We start from the raw sequence: 17499 nt of genomic DNA, 5'->3' as shown, positions 1-17499 counted from the left end.
GCGCGGCTCCGGCGTCTTCCGTCGCGGGACGCGGACGGCACCTAGCCTCCCGGCCGGGTCGCCGGGGGAAGCCTAGCCCGCCGACGAATACCCATATGTCGTGCTATTGGAGATCGTCCTGATCTGTGGACGAAGAATTCGGCTCCCTGGCCTCGGCCTTCTACGAGCACGTGCGGCGGCGGCCCGACGCGCTCGCCGTCACCGACGAACACCGATCCGTGAGCTACGCGGAACTGGCGGGCGCCGCCTCCGAGATCCGCCGCTCGCTCGACGAGCTGGGGCTGGTCCCCGGCGACCGGGTCGGCATCTTCATGCGGCGCTCCTGGCGGGTCGTCGCCGCCATCGTGGCGGTGATCGGCCACGGCTGCACCTACGTCCCCCTCGACCCCGACTACCCCGCCGAGCGGGTGCGGTTCATGGCCGGCGACAGCGAGCTGCGTGCGATCTGCGCCGACCCGGACGGGCCATGGCCGTTCGCCGGGGTGCCGAGGGTCGAGGTCACCGGGGCGACCGGAGACGTGCTGCCGCCCGTCGAGCGCTCCGCTGAGATCCCCACCCACATCATCTACACCTCCGGCTCGACCGGGACCCCCAAGGGCGTCGCCACCCCCGAGGGCGCGGTGCTGGAGCTGTTCCGCTCCGCCCGCGAGCGGTTCTCCTTCGGATCCGGCGACGTGTGGAGCTGGTTTCACAGCCACTGCTTCGACTTCTCGGTCTGGGAGATGTGGGGGGCGCTGCTGCACGGCGGGCGCGTGGTCGCCGTCCCGGTCGCCGCCGGGCGCGACCCACGGCTGCTGCTGACGACACTGGACGCCGAGCGGGTGACCGTACTCTGCCAGGTGCCCAGCATGTTCAGGTATCTGGCCTGGGCCATGGAGCAGAGCCCCCGGCCGCTCGCGCTGCGCTACCTGATCTTCGGCGGCGAGGCCATCGACCGCGACACCATCCGCGCCTGGATGGACCTGACCGGCGGGCGTGAACAGATCGTCAACATCTACGGTCCCACCGAGACGACGGTCTTCTCCACCTGCACGGTCGTGGACCGCGCGATGGTGGAGGACACCTCGGGGCCCACGAACATCGGCCGGGCGCTGCGCCACGTCCGCACCGCCGTCGTCGGCACGGACGGCCACGCGGTGCCCACCGGTGCCGAGGGCGAGCTGTGGGTGGGCGGCACCGCCCTGGCCACCGGCTACGTCGGCCGCCCGGCGCTCAACGCCGAGAAGTTCCCGGTGGCCGACCTGGGCGACGGCCGGCGGCGCTGGTACCGCACCGGCGACCTGGTACGGCAGCTGGAGTCGGGGTCCTTCGAGTATCTGGGCCGTATCGACTCCCAGGTCAAGATCCGCGGCTTCCGCGTCGAGCTGGGCGAGATCGAGGCCGTGCTGCGGCGCACGCCCGGCGTGAGCGACGCGGCCGTGATCGTGCGGACCCCGCCCGGCGGCGAGCCGCTGATCGTCGCCTACCTGGTCGGCACCCCGCTCTCCCCCCGCGAGCTGCGCTCCCTGTGCGGCGAGCGGCTGCCCGCGCACATGGTCCCCGCCCGGTTCCGCACCGTTCCCCTCCTCCCCCTGAACCCCAACGGCAAGCTCGACCGACTCGCCCTGGAGGCAGCGCGATGACCACCGCGATCCGAGACGCGATCCTGTCCGGCGAGCGCGACCCCGGCCACTTCGAAGCGCTGGCCGTACCGGAGTCCTACTGGGGCGTCACCGTGCACGCCGACGAGGTCGACATGTTCGCCGGGATGCGCAGCGAGGACAAGGACCCGCGCAAATCACTGCACGTCGAGGAGGTCGCCACCCCCGAGGTCGGTCCCGGCGAGGCACTGCTGGCGGTGATGGCCAGCTCGGTCAACTACAACACCGTCTGGTCAGCGATCTTCGAACCGGTGCCCACCTTCGGGTTCCTGCGCCGCTACGGCCGCCGCAGCGAGCTGGCCCGCCGCCACGACCTCCCCTACCACGTGCTCGGCTCGGACGTCAGCGGCGTCGTACTGCGGGTGGGCCCCGGCGTCACCAAGTGGAAGCCCGGTGACCGCGTCGTCGCGCACTGCCTGTCGGTGGAGCTGGAGGACCCCGAGGGGCACGACGACACCATGCTCGACCCGCAGCAGCGGATCTGGGGATTCGAGACCAACTTCGGTGGCCTAGCGGAGCTGGCGCTGGTCAAGGCCAACCAGCTGATGCCGATGCCCGCCCACCTGACCTGGGAGGAGGCCGCCTGCTCCGGCCTGGTCAACTCCACCGCCTACCGGCAGCTGGTCTCGCGCAACGGCGCGGCCATGAAGCAGGGCGACACCGTGCTGATCTGGGGCGCCTCCGGCGGGCTCGGCTCCTACGCCACCCAGTACGCGCTGAACGGCGGCGCCACCCCGATCTGCGTCGTCTCCTCCCCCGAGAAGGCGGAGCTGGCCAGGAAGGCGGGCGCCTCCCTGATCATCGACCGGTCCGCGGAGGGTTTCTCCTTCTGGCTCGACGAGCACACCCCCGACGTCGCCGAATGGCGGCGCTTCGGCAGCCGTATCCGCGAGCTGACCGGCGGCAACGACCCCGACATCGTGTTCGAGCACCCCGGCAGGGAGACCTTCGGCGCGAGCGTCTACGTCTGCCGGCGCGGCGGGACGGTCGTGACCTGCGCCTCCACCACCGGGTTCATGCACTCCTTCGACAACCGGTACCTGTGGATGAGCCTCAAGCGCGTCGTCGGCACGCACTTCGCCAACTACCACGAGGCCTGGCAGGCCAACCGGCTCGTCGCCCAGGGACGCGTCCATCCGACCCTGTCGCGCACCTACGCCCTGGAGCAGAGCGCCGAGGCCGTGCACGACGTCCGCCGCAACACCCACCAGGGCAAGATCGGCGTGCTCTGCCTCGCCCCCGCCGAGGGTCTCGGCGTGCGCGACCACGAACTCCGCGAACGGCACCTGCCGGCGATCACGCGCTACCGGTCCTCCTAGGGAGACAGCGATGACCTCGACGATCCTCCAACCCGGCGCGGGTGTGCGCGGGGGCGGCAAACCACTGGAGATCTGCGTCTTCTGCGGCGCGGGACGGAGCAACTCACAGATCATCGTCGACATGGCCAGGGCGACCGGCAGGCTCATCGGGCAGCGGGGCCACCGCCTGATCTACGGCGGTGGCGGCTCCGGCCTGATGGGCGAGGTGGCGTGGGCCGCCTCGGAGACCGGCGCGACCATCCGCGGGATCATCCCCCGGTTCCTGTACGAGCGGGAGCGGGCGATCGCCGCGCCGGCGCAGGAGACGCACCTGACCGACAGCCTGCACCGGCGCAAGGAGCACATGCTGCGCGGCGCGGACGCCTTCATCGCGCTGCCCGGAGGCTACGGGACGCTGGACGAGATCCTTGAGGTGATCTCCGCCACCTACCTGGGCATGTCCGAGAAACCGCTGGTCATCGTGAACGCCGAGGGCGTCTGGGACGGCTTCATCAGCCTGGTCGAGACCCTGCGGCGGTTCGAGCTGATCTCCCTGGCCGGGCAGTCGATGTTCCACTCCGTCGCCTCCCCAGAGGAGGCCGTCTCCCTCGTCGAGCGTCTGACCGTCCCGGCGACCTGACCCCCCACTGGAGGACTTCGATGGAGACCCGAGCGCCGCTGTCCCAGGCGGACAAGCGCGCCCTGCTCGCCAAGCTGATGAAATCGGGCGCCGCGCCCTTTCCGCTCTCCTACGGCCAGCAGTCCCTGTGGTTCATGGACCGGATGCGCGGGGAGGCCAGCGTCGCCTACAACATGCCGTTCGCCTGGACGGTGCACGGCGAGGCCGACCCGGAGGCGCTGCGCGGCGCGTTCGCCTGGCTGGTGGCGCGGCACCCGATCTTCCGCACCACGTACGGTCACGTCAAGGGCACGCCGGTGCAGCGGGTCGCCCCGCAGGGGGAGCTGGACTTCCGCGTCGTCGCCCTCGCGCCCGAGGAGGACCTCGCGGCCCTGCTCGGCGCCGAGGCGGCCCGCCCGTTCGACCTGGAGCGCGGCCCGGTGCTGCGGGTCGTGCTGGTACGGCGCCCGGCGGCGGCACCCGTGCTGCTCTGGGTCACCCATCACATCGCGATCGACGGCTGGTCGCTGTTCACGCTGCTGGAGGAGCTGGGGCAGGCGTACACGGCGCTGCGCGGCGGCTCCGAGCCCGCCTGCGCGCCACCCGCCGCGACCTACGCCGACTTCGTGGCCTGGCAGGCGGCGATGCTGGCCCGGCCGGAGGGGGCCAGGATGGCGGCCTACTGGACGCGTCTGCTGGCCGACCCGCCGCCGGTGCTCGCACTGCCCGCCGACCGGCCGCGCCCTGCCGACCAGACCTTCCGGGGCGCCTCGCACGCCTTCCGACTGGGTGCCGAACGGTCGGCGGCGGTCGGGGAGCTGGCCGCGGGCGGCGGGGCCACCCTGTACACGACGCTGCTGGCCGCCTTCCAGGTGCTGCTGGGCCAGGCCTCCGGCCAGCGGGACTTCCTGCTCGGCACCTGGACCTCCGGGCGCAGCCGCCCAGAGTTCTCCGACGTCGCCGGCTACTTCGTCAACCCGGTCGTACTCCGCGCCGACCTGTCGGGGAACCCCGGGTTCTCGCAGCTGCTCGACCGCACCCGGCGGGCGGTGCTCGGCGCCCTGGACAATCAGGACTACCCGTTCCCGCTGCTGGTGGAGCGGCTGGGCGCGCACCGCGACCCCAGCCGCTCCCCGCTGTTCGACGTGGCGTTCACGCTGCGCGCCTCGCACCGGGGGGAGATCGTCCGGACCGAGTCCCCCGAGGCGGCGTCGCCGCTGGGCGCCTCCTCGGCGGGCGAGCGGGGCATGCTGCTGCGGTTGGGCGAGCTGACCCTGTCGACGTACCCCCTCGACCAGCGGACCGTCCGCTTCGACGTGGAGCTGGAGCTGGTCGCCGCGGACGGCGAGATCTCCGGCCTGCTGCGCTACAACACCGACCTGTTCGACGCGGACACGATCGCCTGGCTCGCCCAGGGCTACCTACGGGTACTGGACTTCGCGGCCGGCGACCCCGGCCGTCCGGTGGCGGCCTTTGCGTGGGAGCCCCGTCCCGATGCCGGAATAGGGAGCGGGGACCCTGCCGCCGCGGCGGTGAGTCCCCCGGCGATCCCGCACGGCCCGGCCCCGCGCGCGGGCGCCCCGGCCGGGAACACGGACACGACCGGCCGGGTTCCGGCCGAGTTGCTGGATGTCGTCACCGCCGTCTGGAGTGAGGTGCTCGATCTGGAACCCGGCGAGATCGGCCCGGACGACGACTTCTTCGGCCTGGGCGGCCACTCGCTGGCCGCGGTCCAGGTGGCGATGCGGATCCAGGACCGGCTGGGCGTGCAGGTGTCGATCTCCGACGTCTTCCACCACCTGACCGCCGCCCAGCTGGCCGCCTGGCTGGCCGGTCCCGCTGGGACCGGGCCCCGCCCGCTGCCCAGGACGCCCGGCGCCGGATACCCGCTCTCCTACGCCCAGGAGAGCCTGTGGGTGCTGAACCACCTGGCCCCGGCGAGCCTCGCCTACAACGCGCCGCACGCGTTCCGGCTCCGTGGCCCCCTGGACGTCGAGGCGCTGGAGTGGGCGATCGGGCGGGTGGTCGCCCGGCACGAGTCGCTGCGCACCACGTTCACGATGACCAGGCAGGGGCCAGTGCAGCGGGTGGCGGACCCGGCGCCGGTGCCGCTGCCGGTGGTGGAGACGGCCGACGCCGCCGGGCTCATCCTCCAGGAGTACCGCAGACCGTTCGACCTCGCCGGCGGCCCGCTGCTGCGGCCCGTCCTGTACCGGGTCTCCCCCACCGAGCACGTGCTGCTCGTCCTGGCGCACCACATCGTCTTCGACGGCTGGTCGACCGCGATCTTCTGGCGGGAGCTGTGCGCCCTCTACCGCAACCGGGTCGAGGGCTCGGCCGAACCGGCGCCGCCCGGCACCCATTACGTCGACTTCGCCGTCTGGGAACGCGAGTCGCTGACCGGTGAGCGGTTGTCCGGCCTGGTGGACTACTGGCGAAGGCAACTGGCGGGCGCACCGCGCACCGCGCTCCGCACCGACCTGCCCCGCCCCAGACGGCCGCTGTTCCAGGGCGCCCAGCACGCCTTCGAACTGCCCGTCGACGTACGCGGGCTGTGCCGCGCCACCGACACCACACCGCACATGGTCTACCTGGCCGCCTTCAAGGTCTGGCTGGCCCGCCGCACCGGCGTCTGGGACGTGACGGTCGGCTCGGTGGTGTCCGGCCGCTCCAGGAGCGAGGTCGCCGACCTGATCGGTCACTTCGTCAACACGGTGGCGGTCCGCACCCCGCTGGCCGAGGCGCACACCTTCACCGAGGTCGTCGGCCGGGTCCGGCAGAGCCTGCTGGGCGCCTACGAGCACCAGGAACTGCCGCTGTCGAAGCTGACCGCGGAGCTGGGCAGGGACCGCAGGACCCCGTTCGACGTGCTGTTCACCCTGCACGACCGGCGCCTGCTGGAGTCGGCCGACGACCGGCTGCCCGGGGTGACGGCCGACCGGCTGGTCATGCCGCTGGGCACCTCGCAGTTCGACCTGGCCCTGGAGGTCACCGACCTGGGCGGCCACGCGCGAGCGGTCCTGGAGTACGACACGGCACTGTTCCTTCCGGAGACGGTCGCCGCGATGGCCGGCGAGCTGGAGCGGTCGATCACCGCCCTGGTGTCCGGCCCCGGCCTTCCCCTTACGAGATGACACCGCGTACCGCGCGGGCGGCGCGCTCCTCCCGGACGAGCGCCGTGCGGGACGACTCGACCACGATCGGTGACCTGGAGGTCTGACGTGAGCACCTACGTAGTGGTGGTCAACCACGAGGAGCAGTACTCCATCTGGCCGCACGACCGGGCCCTGCCCGCCGGGTGGACCGCCACCGGAACCCTCGGCGGCCGGGACGACTGCCTGGCGCACATCGAGCGGGTCTGGACAGACATGCGCCCTAAATCCCTGCGTACGCCATGACCGTCCTGCAGGGGACCCGGCCCCGTGTCAACGCCGGGCGTCTGGTGGAGCAGGTGGCCGGGCTCGGCGCCATCGGCGCGGTGCCCGGCGGCGGGGTGACCCGGCTGGCGTTCACCCCCGCGGATGTGGAGGGCCGCGCCTACGTCGCGCGGCTCATGGAGGAGGCCGCGCTGGCCGTACGGATCGACGCCGCCGGCAACCTGATCGGCCGCCGCCCCGGCGCCGCGCCGGGGGCGCCCGCGCTGGTCCTGGGCTCGCACATCGACACGGTGCCGGACGGCGGCGCCTACGACGGGGCCTACGGGGTGCTGGCCGGCATCGAGGTGGCCAGGACCCTGCACGAGGAGGGCGTGCGGCTGAACCACCCGCTCGCGGTGGTGGCCTTCTGCGACGAGGAGGGCGCCCACGGGACGATGGGCATGCTGGGCTCGCACGGCTTCGCCGGGGTGCTGCCGCCCGGCGCGGCGCGCGCCCTGGACGATCGCGGCATCCCGGTCGCCGACCTGCTGGCCGCGGTCGGGGGCGACGCCGAGCGGCTGGCCGAGGCGGCCTGGCCACCCCGCGACATCGCCGCCTACCTGGAGCTGCACATCGAGCAGGGAGCGGTGCTGGAACGCCTGGACGTACCGATCGGGGTGGTGGAGACGATCACCGGGCGGGTGAACGTCTCGGTCACGGTCGACGGCGTGGCCGGGCACGCGGGCACCACGCCCATGGAGCACCGGGCGGACGCGCTGGACGGCGCCGCCCGGCTGGTACTGGCCGTGCGGGCCATCGCCGCCGACGAGCGGCTGGTGCTGCGCGCCACCACCGGGACATGCGCCGTCGAGCCCGGCATGTGGAACGTCGTCCCCGGCAGGGTCCGGCTGGGGGTGGAGTTCCGCGACACCTCGGCCGGGGCGCTGGACGCGGCACTGGCGCGGCTGGCCGAGGTCGCCGCCGAAGTGGCCGGCGCGACCGGCACCCGCGTCACGGTCGTCCCCGGTGCGCGCACCTCTCCGGTCGACTGTGACGCGGGCCTGCGGGAGCTCATCGCCCGCGCCTCGGCCGAGCAGGGCCTGCCCTACCACCGCCTGCCCAGCGGCGCCGGCCACGACGCCCAGATCGTGGCGCGGATCGCGCCCGTCGGGATGATATTCGTGCCGAGCAGAGACGGGGTGAGCCACGCCCCCGGGGAGTACACCGCCCCCGAGCACCTGGCGTGGGGAGCGGACGTGCTGCTCACGGCGGTGCTGATGCGCGACGCGACCCCGGATATCAAGCGGTAGCCGATGTGATATCGACTCGATCGCGCCCCATTCTACGTTTGTCGCAGAACGAAAGAAGGAAAGAAAACACCACGGATGAATGAGGTTGAAAATGTCTCGGTGGATTACCTGGGTCGCGAAGGTCACCGCCACTGCCGCGCTCTTCACCCTGCCTGTGGCCGTCGTTCAGGGTACGATCACCGCAGCCTCGTCAGTCGCTCACATCACCGGCGACAGCACATGGACCTGATGATTCAGCGGAAATTCCCGATAAAGTAGCCAGTCGCGCCCTGATTCGCCGGTAATCCTCGGAATCGGTATCGGTGCAACAATCCAGGGCGCGATTCAGCGCATCGGAGGCGGCGGCCTCGTCCCCTTTGAGGATGAACACCTCCCCCAGCGCGGACAGTGCCCTGAACTGCCACAGCCGGGTATCCAGCTCGGTGGATATCTCGAAGGTCTCAAGCAGATAGGCCACCGCCTCGTCGAACCGGCCGCGCCGGGCGTGCAACTGACCGAAGGCCAGGTGGATCCGCGCCTCCACGAAACGCTCGCGCACCCCCTGGGCGATGGCCAGCGCCTCGTCGAGACTCTCCACGGCGGCCTCCAGCCGGTTCTGGCGGACCTGTATCTCCCCCAGCCCACACAGGATGTACGCCTGCCCGATGTCGTCCTGCCGCTCCCTGACCAGGGCGAGCGCGGCCCGGGAGGTCGCCTCCGCCTCCCCCAGCCGATCCTGGCGCAGCAGTGTCTCCCCCAGCCTGTTGAGTATCTGCGCCTGACCCCGCTCACTGCCCAGCTGCCGGAAGACCTCCAGGGCCTGTCTCAACAGGGGTTCGGCGAGCTCCACCCTCCCCTGGTCGACGTGGACCTGGGCGATGCCGCCGAGCACGTGGGCCTCGGCGAAGCGGTCCCCGACCGCGGCGAAGATCCTCTTCGCGGTGAGGAACCCGTCGAGCGCCGTGTCGAAGCGGCCCGCTAGCCGGTCCAGCAGTGAGATGTTGCGCAGCGCCAGCGCCATCCCGTACGAGTCCTCAAGCCGCTCGAACAGCTCGCGCGCCGCCCACAGGCACTCGCCCGCCCGCTCCGGCACCTGCTGGAAGAGATACATGCTTCCCGTCGAGCAGAGAACGGCCGCCTCACCGCGCAGATCGCCGGCCCGGCGAGCGGCGGCGAGGGCCGTCTCATGGGTGGTGCGCCAGTCGTCGAAGTGGCTCCGGGCCTCGAACAGGGTGGTGGCGGTGACGGCGAGGTCCCAGCACAGCTCGGACGCGCCGAGGTGGGCGGCCTGGGAGACGGCGGCGACCAGAGCGCCGCGTTCGGCGTCCAGCCAGTCGAGTGGCCGCTCCAGGAGCTCGTCCGCGTCGGCCGGCCGCCACCGGGGCACCGCGCCGTGCAGCTGGGTGAAAGCTCCGCCGTACTCCCGCTGGTGTGCCTCCTCGGCCAGCACGAGCCAGCAGCTCAGGGAGCGGGTGACGGCGGCGAGCCGGTCCTCGGGCGGCTCCTCCTCATCGGCCCGCTCCCTGGCGTACAACCGGACCAGGTCGTGGAAGCGGTAGCGGATCTGGTCGGCGCCGTCGGGGCCGAGCACCTCGACGAGCTGGGCGTCCACCAGCTGGTCGATCAGGTCCTCGGCGTCGAGGCCGTCGATGTCGAGCAACGCCGCACCCGCCCAGGAGGCGAAGTCGGGCGCCTCGAGCAGCCCCAGCCTGCGGAACATCAGCGCCGCCTCGGGGCTCAGGTCGCGGTAGCTGAGGGCGAAGCTGGCCCGTACGGTCAGCTGGCCGTAACTCAGCTCGTCCAACCGGCGCCGCTCGTCGGCGAGACGCTTGGCCAGGCGGGCCGGGGTCCAGTACGAGCGGGCGGTGAGGCGGGCGCCCACGATCCGCAGTGCCAGTGGCAGCCCGTCACACAGCTCGCCGAGCAGCGCGGCGGCCTTGGGGTCCTCGTCCATGACCACGGAGTCGGCGACCCCGGCGAGCAGCGCGGCGGAGTCCGCCGCGCCCAGCACCTCCAGATGGATCACGCTGGCGCCCTCCCTGGCGGCCAGGTCGCCCAGCGGGTCCCTGCTGGTCACGATCACACAGCAGGTGCCGGAGCCGGGCAGCAGCGGCCTGACCTGGTCGATGAACCGGGCGTTGTCCAGCAGCAGCAGCACCTGACGCCTGCCGATGACGGTGCGCAGCAGGCCGGCGCGCTCGTCCAGGTCCTCGGGGATGCGCTCGCCGGCGATGCCGAAGGCCCGCAGGAAGCGGTCCATGACCGCGCCGGGGGTCAACGGCTGGGCGTTGAGGTCGTAGCCGCGCAGGTTCACGAAGAGCTGGCCGTCGGGGAAGCGGGAGGCGACCCGGTGCGCCCAGTGCACGGCGAGCCCCGACTTGCCGACCCCGCCCACCCCGGTGATGAGCGCGATGGTGAGCAGCCCCTGGCCGATCCGTTTGTCCAGCAGGGCGTCCAACTCGGCGATCTCGGTGGTCCTGCCGACGAAGCAGGGCGCGTCCGCGGGCAGCTGCGCGGGCACCACCCCGTGCTCGACCGGGATCACCGCAACGGGCTCAGCGGGCACGGGTTCCGGTCCGGTGGCGGCCTCGGAGACGGGCACGCTCACCCGGACGGGTGCCGGGGTCAGCTCGGGGGCGTCGCGCAGGATGGCGTCGTGCAGGGCCTGCAGCTCGGTGCCCGGCTCGATGCCGAGCTCCTCGACGAGTTGCATCCGCCCGATCCGGTAGGTGTCGAGCGCCTCCGCCCGGCGCCCGCACCGGTATCTGGCCAGCATCAGCTGGGCGCGCAGCCGCTCGCGCAGGGGGTTGGCGTCGACGAAGACGGCGAGGTCGTCGATCAGCTCCCGGTGCCGGCCGAGGGCGAGCTCCAGCTGGACGCGCTCCTCGGTCAGCGTCAGCTGGCGATCGTCCAGCCGTCGTGCCTCGGACTCGACGAACGCGCTCTCGATGCCCGCCAGAACCGGACCGCGCCACAGACCGCACGCCTCGGCGAACAGCCGGGCGGCGCCGGAGAGGTCGCCGGCGCTCTCCGCGGCCCTCGCCTTGGCGGCGAGGCGCTCGGCGAGCAGGACGTCGACCTGGGAGGGATCGGCCTGCAGGATGTACCCGGGCGAGGAGGTACCGAGCAGGTTCGCCGGGGCGCCCGCCTCCAGGAAGGCCCGGCGGAGCCCGGAGACACAGATGACCACCTGGCTGCGGGCGGTGGGCGGCGGGTGCTCGCCCCATATCGCCCCGGCCAGCAGGTCGACGGGGGCGACCCGCCCCGCGCGCAGGATGAGCGTGGCGAGAATAATTCGCTGGCGTGACCCTCCGATCGAGACCCGTCGCTCACCTACCAGGACTTCAAGTGGACCGAGAACGCGAAACGACAGAGCAGTGTCCATGCGCCACCATCAGGGAGTGTCCGACTGCCCCTTGCTTAGGGTGAATTACTTATTCACGAAAAACACCATTTCAGCAGTATTTATCATGAGATGTCCAGTCTTATTTTGCAGGCGCAGCCGAACACGGCGCCACTTGCGGGATTTTTGGAGATTGCAGCGACCGGACATCCGTATTCACGCCGAACGACGCAACCGGAACCACGAGGGGCACTGGAAGAACACGGAGAGGCACGACAGACCTGGGCGATACCGGCGCCTCCTCAGAACTCCGCCCTCCGGTGCGAAGTGGTCACGCGGCAGGACGATCCGCCCCTGAGGCAGAAGTTCTTCGACGCGCTCTTCGGCCTGAAGGCCGGAGCGCTGGCCCGCATCCCGGTAGCAGCCTGTGTCGCCTCCTGCCGGAGTCCCCGGCCGCCACTGACCGTCCACCCTGGTCACGGCTTGGGAGACTCCGGCCCGTGTCATCCGATCGGGTTCAGGCGGAGCCGACCTGGAGGCACTTCTTGAGCGCGTCCCTGGAGCTCTGGTGCAGTGGCGTGACCTTCGAAAGCGCCGCGTCGCGCGCCTGCAGATACTTGGCCCCGGCGGCGTTGTACGCCTCCATTGCCTTCGCGGTGGCGGGATCCGCCTCCGGCACGCCTGCCCCGAGCGGTTTCGGGGGCGTCTGCCGAGAGAGCTTCTCCACGTCCGCGGCGGCGCCGGCCTTCACCAAGGCGTCGTGGGCGGCCTTGACCTCCGGGACGGCCTCGACGCCTGCGATGGCGTCCTCGGCGTCCAGCAGCGCGAGATGCTCCTGGGCACACGCGGCCGGGGCGGGGACGACCGCGACGTCGGTGGCGGCGGTGGCGACGCCGGCGGTGGCCAGGGTGGCGAGAAGGCCGACGGCGACGAGCCCCGTCGCGGCGATGCGGATGTGCATGGGTACTCCCGTTGGTACTGAGGGTTGATCTGCACGTGACCTCATGCGCCGCGATGACCATGAGTAATCGCCGGGATACCCCAAGTTCACGCCAAGGATCGTGAGCACCGCGCACTCCCCCGGCCCCAGCTGGGACATCGGCCGCAATCCGCCACCTCGCTCACCCAGATCACGAACCGGACCGCCACCGGCGACATGATGGGACGGTCTCCCCCTGTCGGCCCACGTCCGAGAGGGAGAGACCACGCGCGCGTCACCCGGTCAGGCGGTGGCCCCGCCATCGACGACGAGGTCGTGGCCGACGGCGAAACCCGCCTCGTCACAGGCCAGCCAGAGCACGGTGGCGGCGACCTCGTCGAGCGTGCCGACCCGTCCGAGGGGGATCGACGGCGTGATCCGGGCGTCGCGCCGCTCACGGGTCTCACCGGGCAGGTAGGACATCGGCCCGTCGGAGGCGCCGGGGCTGACGGCGTTGATACGGATGCCGTCGCCGATGTGATCGCGAGCGGCGGCACGGGTCAGGGTGCTCACGCCGGCCTTGGAGGTGGCATGGGAGCCCAGCCAGGGGAGCCGGCCGTGCGCACCGATGTTGGAGGCGGTGTTGACGATCGCGCCGCCGCCGTGGGCGCGCATGTGCTGGATCTCGTACTTCATCGAGAGGAAGACGCCGGTCAGGTTGACATCCAGGACCCGCCGCCAGGTCTCGGTGTCGAGGTCGGCGACCGGGGCGGCCTGGCCGAAGATCCCGGCGTTGTTGTGGGCGACGTGGAGGCCGCCGTGGCGCTCCACGGTGGTCGCGACCATACGGGCGACATCGTCTTCCACGGTGACGTCGGCGGTGACGAAACTCGCCCGCCCGCCCTCCTGCTCGATCAGCTTGACGGTCCGGGCAAGCTCGTCGGCACTACGCCCGGCCACCACGACGGGGGAACCGTCGCGCTCTCCCGGCCTTCGAGCCCGATCAGGGCAGGCCGTTCCTGCTCTTGTAGTCGTTCCAGACCCGTACGCAGTAGGCGTAGCGCCAGTCGCCGGAGGGCAGGTGGCGGCAGGCGTAGGCGGCGCTGATGCCGGCGGCGCTCCCGCCCCCGGCACTTGGATCCGACGGCCTGCTCCTGGACGCCGAGGGCGAAGGCGACCTGGTGTCCGGGGCACCCGTCCTGGCCGTACGTGGCTGTGACCGGGCCTTCCGTACCCCGGAGCGCGACCGCCCCGATGCGGCGCTTCCGGCGTTCTCCCGGGTGCCGGTGGCGCCTCCTGCGGCATTGCCCGCTCCCCGGCCGGTGCTTCCGGTCACCGGTGCGGCGTTTCCGGCCTCTCCCGACCTGGTGCCGGTCCGCGCGGAACCTCGCCCCTCCCCGCTCTCGCGGTGCCGCTCCACCCGCTTGACCCATTCGTTGCCGGACCTTCCGGCAGGGCCGGAAATGGCCCGCTCCGCCGGCATGACCCGCACCGGGTCTCGGCGCGGCGCCTTCCTCCGCCCGGCCGCCCTCCCCTTGCCCGCCGAGGTCTTCCGCTCCTCCCCGGAGGCCTCCGCCCCGGCCGCCGCCGGGGCTCGCGGTGGCGTGAACACCATGTCGTGATCCGCGAGGAGGCGCTCCGCGGGAGGCGCGGGCACCGTGCTCGCGGTGGGCGTCCCGGCCCACGGGGACCAGCCGGACGACCAGACGCCGACCCCTGCGGCGACGAGGAACCCGGCGACCAGCGCCGGCCCCAGGAGCTGGTCGCGCGAGAGCCTCGACCACGGCCGCCGCCAGGGGCTGGGTGGCGGGGGCATGGAGAACGGCCTGCTGTCGAGGTATGTCCAGGAGCGGTGGGCCGGTGACCGGACGGCGTCGTCACCCGCCTCCTCGTCCTTCCGGTGCCGCGCTGTCCTGTGGGGTGCCGGCGCTTCCTCCTGCCACTGCCCATCGGGCTCGGGGAGGGTCGCGGGTCCGGCGGAGCGAGGAGGATCAGGTGGCCGGAGCCACGAGTCGCTGTACGGCATGCGCCCTCGCGGTCTGGCGTTGAGGCCGTGGCCGTGAGTCCGATCATGCTCACCGTACATCTCGCCTCCCGTATCGCGTCCGACCTCCCCCAGCCTGGCAAAAATCACACACTGTATGCGGCCCATGACAGTACGGTCTTACCGATCTGTTATCAGCAGCAGGCCGCAAAGATAAAGAAATACGCTGAAAGACCGGCCTCGCCGGTAAAGACGAGAACCGCCCACGCTCCGGCAGGACCCGGATTCAGCGGCCGGAAGCCCGTACTCGGGCGATCAAGGTTCCAGGTGACGCGGCGCCGGCACCCCCGACCTAGGGAATTTTGGCTGTAGGAGAATGTCGGCCGGTAGCGGACATGAAGCCCCATACCGCCCCTCCCCCGGATGTGCCGCGCGACGGGAGGCTCAGGACTCGCGGGGGCGGCGGGACGAGCGGCGTCTGGCCGGAGCGGCGAAGGCGCGCAGGAACGTGCGCACGCCGTCGCGGACCGCGTCGGCGAGGTCGTCAGGACTGACCGGACGGGTGCCCAGCGCGGACAGCGCCGGAAGGTTGCCCGCGACGAGCGCCATGAACTGGCCGGCCGCGACCGCCGGATCGTCGATCTCCAGATGGCCCCGGTTCGCCAGGCCGGCCAGCCGGCCGGCGAGCACGTTCAGCGCGGGGATGCCGCCGCGGGCGACCACCTCGTCGTAGAGGTCGGGCAGGCGCGCGGCCTCGGCGTACAGCAGCCGCTGCAGCGCCCAGCCCTCCTCGCTGAGCTGGCACTCGACCATGAGGTGGCCGACCCTCTCCAGCTCACCGGCGAGGTCGGCGCCGTCGTCGGGGAGGGTGGCGAACGCGGCGATGATCCTGGCCGTCGACCGGTCGGCGCTGTCCCGCATGACCGTGCGGAACAGGGTCTCCTTGTCGTGGAAGTGGTTGTAGACGGTGGGCTTGGCGACCCCCGCGAGGCTCGCGATCGCGTCGATGTTCGCCTGGGCGTAGCCCTCCTGGGAGAAGACCTTCACGGCGGCGTCCAGGATCGCCGTCCGCTTGTCGATCCGTCCCCGGCCCGACCGCGCGCGTTCGATGGTGGTCACTTTTCGAGGTTACTCCAGTCATGGCCACATCCGGCTTGCCAATTTGAACGTATGAGTTCAAAATAACGTTCACCCAAGTAAGAATTGGAGGCCCAGATGGCCACCGAGGTCAACACCGGCGACTCCCCGGGCCAGGTCTCGCCCGCACGGGGCCTGGGCCTGGTCCTGGCCGCGATCGTCGGCTGCGAGTTCACGCTGCAACTCGACGGCACCATCGTGACCGTCGCCCTGTCGGGACCTTCAGCACGATCTCGGCCGAGGACACGGAGATCACCTCTGGTGTCCTACAGGCGTCACTGGCGCTGGGCGGCTCGTTCGGACTGGCCGTGCTGCTCACCGTGTTCGCCGGCGGGGACGACGTCGCGGCCGGGATGTCCCGGGCCTCCACCGCCTCCGCCGGCGTCGCCGGGCTGGCGATCGTCGTCAGCCTGGTGGCCTGGTTCCTGCCGTCCCAGAACAAGGCAGCCGGTTAGATTGAACGCATGAGTTCAATAATTTTGTGATCGCGGCATGACATGGCCATCGGCCACGCTCCCCCGGGCCCGCACGCGTCCGGCGCCCCCTGGGCGGCACGGAAGACCAGACCCGCTCAGGCCCCCAACACGCCTGCCGGCGCCGGGCCCGGGCAAGCGACGTTGACCCCACGAACGGAGAACATCCCGATGACAGATCTGTCCGGCGTCCGCCTGTCGGTGCTCGACACCGTCCCCGTCTGGCGAGGGTCGTCGGCGACCCAGTCCCTGCGTAACTCGACGGACCTCGCCCGCCGGGTGGAGCGGCTCGGCTACACGCGCTACTGGGTCGCCGAACACCACAACACGCCGTGTCTGGCCACGTCGGTCCCGCCCGTGCTGATCGCGCAGATCGCCTCCGCCACCAGCACGATCCGGGTCGGCTCCGGCGGGGTGCTGCTGCCCAACCACGCGCCACTGACGGTGGCCGAACAGTTCGGGACACTGGAGGCGTTCCACCCCGGCCGCATCGACCTCGGCATCGGCCGGGCGTCGGGCACCGACCCGGCCGCCGCCCACCTGCTGCGACGGGGCCTGCCATCCGCCGAGGAGGACTTCCCCGGCCAACTCGGCGAACTGCTGGGCTACCTCGCCCCCGGGGAACCGTCCTCCGACGTGCGTGCCGTCCCACGACCGGAGACCCGCCCGCCCGTGTACCTGCTGGGCACCAGCACCTCCAGCGCCCGCTTCGCCGGAGCGCTCGGCCTGCCGTACGCCTACGCCCACCAGATCAACCCGGCCGGTACGGTGGCCGCGCTGCAGGCCTACCGCAACGCCTTCGAGCCGTCGGCGTGGCTGGACCACCCGTACACGATCGTCGCCCCCACCGTGATCGCCGCCGACTCCGACGAGCGCGCCCGGTGGCTGGCGCGGGGCTATGCCGTGGGCCGGCTCCTGCTCCGCACCGAGGACCGCTTCACGCTCTTTCCCACCGCCGAGGAGGCCGAGCGCCACTCGCTCACCCCCTCGGGCGAGCGGTTCGTCCGCGAACACCTCGACCCGCAGATCATCGGCGGCCCCGGCACCGTACGCGACCGGCTCACCGAGCTCGTCAAACACAGCGGAGCCGACGAACTGATGGCCCTGACCATGGTCTCGGACCATGAGGCGCGGGTGCGCTCCTACGAGCTGCTGGCCGAGCTGGCACGCTCCTGAGCAGCGCCGCTCCCGGCCCTTCGCATCCCCGTCGAAGGATCGCGCGGGCCGCGGGGGACGGTGCGGGTCGTCACCGTTTCCCGCGACGCCCCTCGCCCTTTACAATGTAGATTTATAAAAATCCCCGGCGTGACCTTCCCGCCGGTACGTGCTGTCGTGGGGGGGGGGGCGGGCCCCCCCCCCCCCCCCCCCCCCCCCCCCGGGGGCGGGGCCCCGGCGGCCCCCCGGCGGCGGCCGGGGTTGGCGGCCGGCGGGCCGACTGCCC

The 17499-nt window shown here is 71.9% G+C and carries 12 protein-coding genes and 1 pseudogene; 8 read left to right on the top strand and 5 right to left on the bottom strand.

The annotated features are described in order from the left end of the window. The first annotated feature begins 125 nt into the window (after positions 1-125). The 6 genes from ABZU75_RS21860 to ABZU75_RS21835 all read left to right on the top strand — a co-directional run bounded on the left by ABZU75_RS21860 (position 126) and on the right by ABZU75_RS21835 (position 8223). On the top strand, positions 126-1622 hold the full coding sequence (locus ABZU75_RS21860) for an amino acid adenylation domain-containing protein (protein WP_355557042.1): 1497 nt from the start codon (positions 126-128) through the stop codon (positions 1620-1622). Further along, the gene (ccrA, locus tag ABZU75_RS21855; RefSeq protein WP_355557039.1) at positions 1619-2959 is read left to right on the top strand and encodes a crotonyl-CoA carboxylase/reductase; all 1341 of its coding nucleotides are present in this window, start codon (positions 1619-1621) and stop codon (positions 2957-2959) included. Before ABZU75_RS21860 ends, ccrA begins: the two co-directional genes overlap by 4 nt. A 10-nt stretch (positions 2960-2969) precedes the next feature. After that, complete coding sequence (locus tag ABZU75_RS21850; protein WP_350925206.1) at positions 2970-3578, top strand: TIGR00730 family Rossman fold protein; 609 nt, start codon at positions 2970-2972, stop codon at positions 3576-3578. 20 nt (positions 3579-3598) lie between these two features. Further along, a complete protein-coding gene (locus tag ABZU75_RS21845) occupies positions 3599-6691 on the top strand; it encodes a condensation domain-containing protein (RefSeq protein WP_355557035.1) in 3093 nt (1030 codons plus the stop codon). A gap of 87 nt (positions 6692-6778) precedes the next feature. Further along, positions 6779-6955, top strand: coding sequence for an MbtH family NRPS accessory protein (locus ABZU75_RS21840; RefSeq protein ID WP_355557032.1), 177 nt, complete (start codon positions 6779-6781; stop codon positions 6953-6955). After that, on the top strand, positions 6952-8223 hold the full coding sequence (locus ABZU75_RS21835; RefSeq protein WP_355557029.1) for a Zn-dependent hydrolase: 1272 nt from the start codon (positions 6952-6954) through the stop codon (positions 8221-8223). The genes ABZU75_RS21840 and ABZU75_RS21835 overlap by 4 nt, the downstream gene beginning before the upstream one ends. A 190-nt stretch (positions 8224-8413) precedes the next feature. On the opposite strand, the gene ABZU75_RS21830 is transcribed toward ABZU75_RS21835, so the two are convergent. From ABZU75_RS21830 to ABZU75_RS21810, 5 genes and pseudogenes are all read right to left on the bottom strand, one after another. After that, positions 8414-11587, bottom strand: a complete 3174-nt coding sequence (locus ABZU75_RS21830; protein WP_355557026.1) for a BTAD domain-containing putative transcriptional regulator — start codon at positions 11585-11587, stop codon at positions 8414-8416. Positions 11588-12062: 475 nt separating this feature from the next. Next, positions 12063-12506: a hypothetical protein gene (locus ABZU75_RS21825; RefSeq protein ID WP_355557023.1), complete on the bottom strand. Its 444-nt coding sequence runs from the start codon at positions 12504-12506 to the stop codon at positions 12063-12065. A gap of 261 nt (positions 12507-12767) precedes the next feature. Beyond that, positions 12768-13433, bottom strand: a pseudogene (locus ABZU75_RS21820) (SDR family oxidoreductase); the annotation flags it as partial. 34 nt (positions 13434-13467) lie between these two features. Continuing rightward, positions 13468-14550 (bottom strand): hypothetical protein, encoded by a 1083-nt coding sequence (locus ABZU75_RS21815; protein WP_355557021.1) that lies wholly within the window; start codon positions 14548-14550, stop codon positions 13468-13470. Positions 14551-14892: 342 nt separating this feature from the next. After that, positions 14893-15567 carry a TetR/AcrR family transcriptional regulator gene (locus ABZU75_RS21810; RefSeq protein ID WP_355557018.1) on the bottom strand — a complete coding sequence of 225 codons (675 nt, stop codon included), beginning with the start codon at positions 15565-15567 and terminating at the stop codon, positions 14893-14895. Between the two features lie 326 nt (positions 15568-15893). Here ABZU75_RS21810 and ABZU75_RS21805 point away from each other — a divergent pair, with 326 nt between their 5' ends. Both ABZU75_RS21805 and ABZU75_RS21800 read left to right on the top strand, forming a co-directional pair. After that, positions 15894-16040 (top strand): hypothetical protein, encoded by a 147-nt coding sequence (locus tag ABZU75_RS21805; protein WP_355557015.1) that lies wholly within the window; start codon positions 15894-15896, stop codon positions 16038-16040. Positions 16041-16229: 189 nt separating this feature from the next. Next, on the top strand, positions 16230-17234 hold the full coding sequence (locus tag ABZU75_RS21800) for an LLM class flavin-dependent oxidoreductase (protein WP_355557012.1): 1005 nt from the start codon (positions 16230-16232) through the stop codon (positions 17232-17234). Positions 17235-17499: the final 265 nt, after the last annotated feature.

This window comes from Streptosporangium sp. NPDC005286, from assembly GCF_040607515.1.
In the GTDB taxonomy this organism is placed as follows: domain Bacteria; phylum Actinomycetota; class Actinomycetes; order Streptosporangiales; family Streptosporangiaceae; genus Streptosporangium.
The sequence above is the reverse complement of the archived record's forward strand: the minus strand, read 5'-3'. Positions and strand labels throughout refer to the sequence as shown.

Excerpts from the sequence above, each read along its gene's own strand:
- ABZU75_RS21835 (WP_355557029.1), top strand. The coding sequence starts at position 6,952 with ATGACCGTCCTGCAGGGGACCCGGCCCCGTGTCAACGCCGGGCGTCTG.
- ABZU75_RS21825 (WP_355557023.1), bottom strand. The coding sequence starts at position 12,506 with ATGCACATCCGCATCGCCGCGACGGGGCTCGTCGCCGTCGGCCTTCTC.
- ccrA (WP_355557039.1), top strand. The coding sequence starts at position 1,619 with ATGACCACCGCGATCCGAGACGCGATCCTGTCCGGCGAGCGCGACCCC.
- ABZU75_RS21800 (WP_355557012.1), top strand. The coding sequence starts at position 16,230 with ATGACAGATCTGTCCGGCGTCCGCCTGTCGGTGCTCGACACCGTCCCC.
- ABZU75_RS21815 (WP_355557021.1), bottom strand. The coding sequence starts at position 14,550 with ATGTACGGTGAGCATGATCGGACTCACGGCCACGGCCTCAACGCCAGA.
- ABZU75_RS21845 (WP_355557035.1), top strand. The coding sequence starts at position 3,599 with ATGGAGACCCGAGCGCCGCTGTCCCAGGCGGACAAGCGCGCCCTGCTC.
- ABZU75_RS21850 (WP_350925206.1), top strand. The coding sequence starts at position 2,970 with ATGACCTCGACGATCCTCCAACCCGGCGCGGGTGTGCGCGGGGGCGGC.
- ABZU75_RS21830 (WP_355557026.1), bottom strand. The coding sequence starts at position 11,587 with ATGGACACTGCTCTGTCGTTTCGCGTTCTCGGTCCACTTGAAGTCCTG.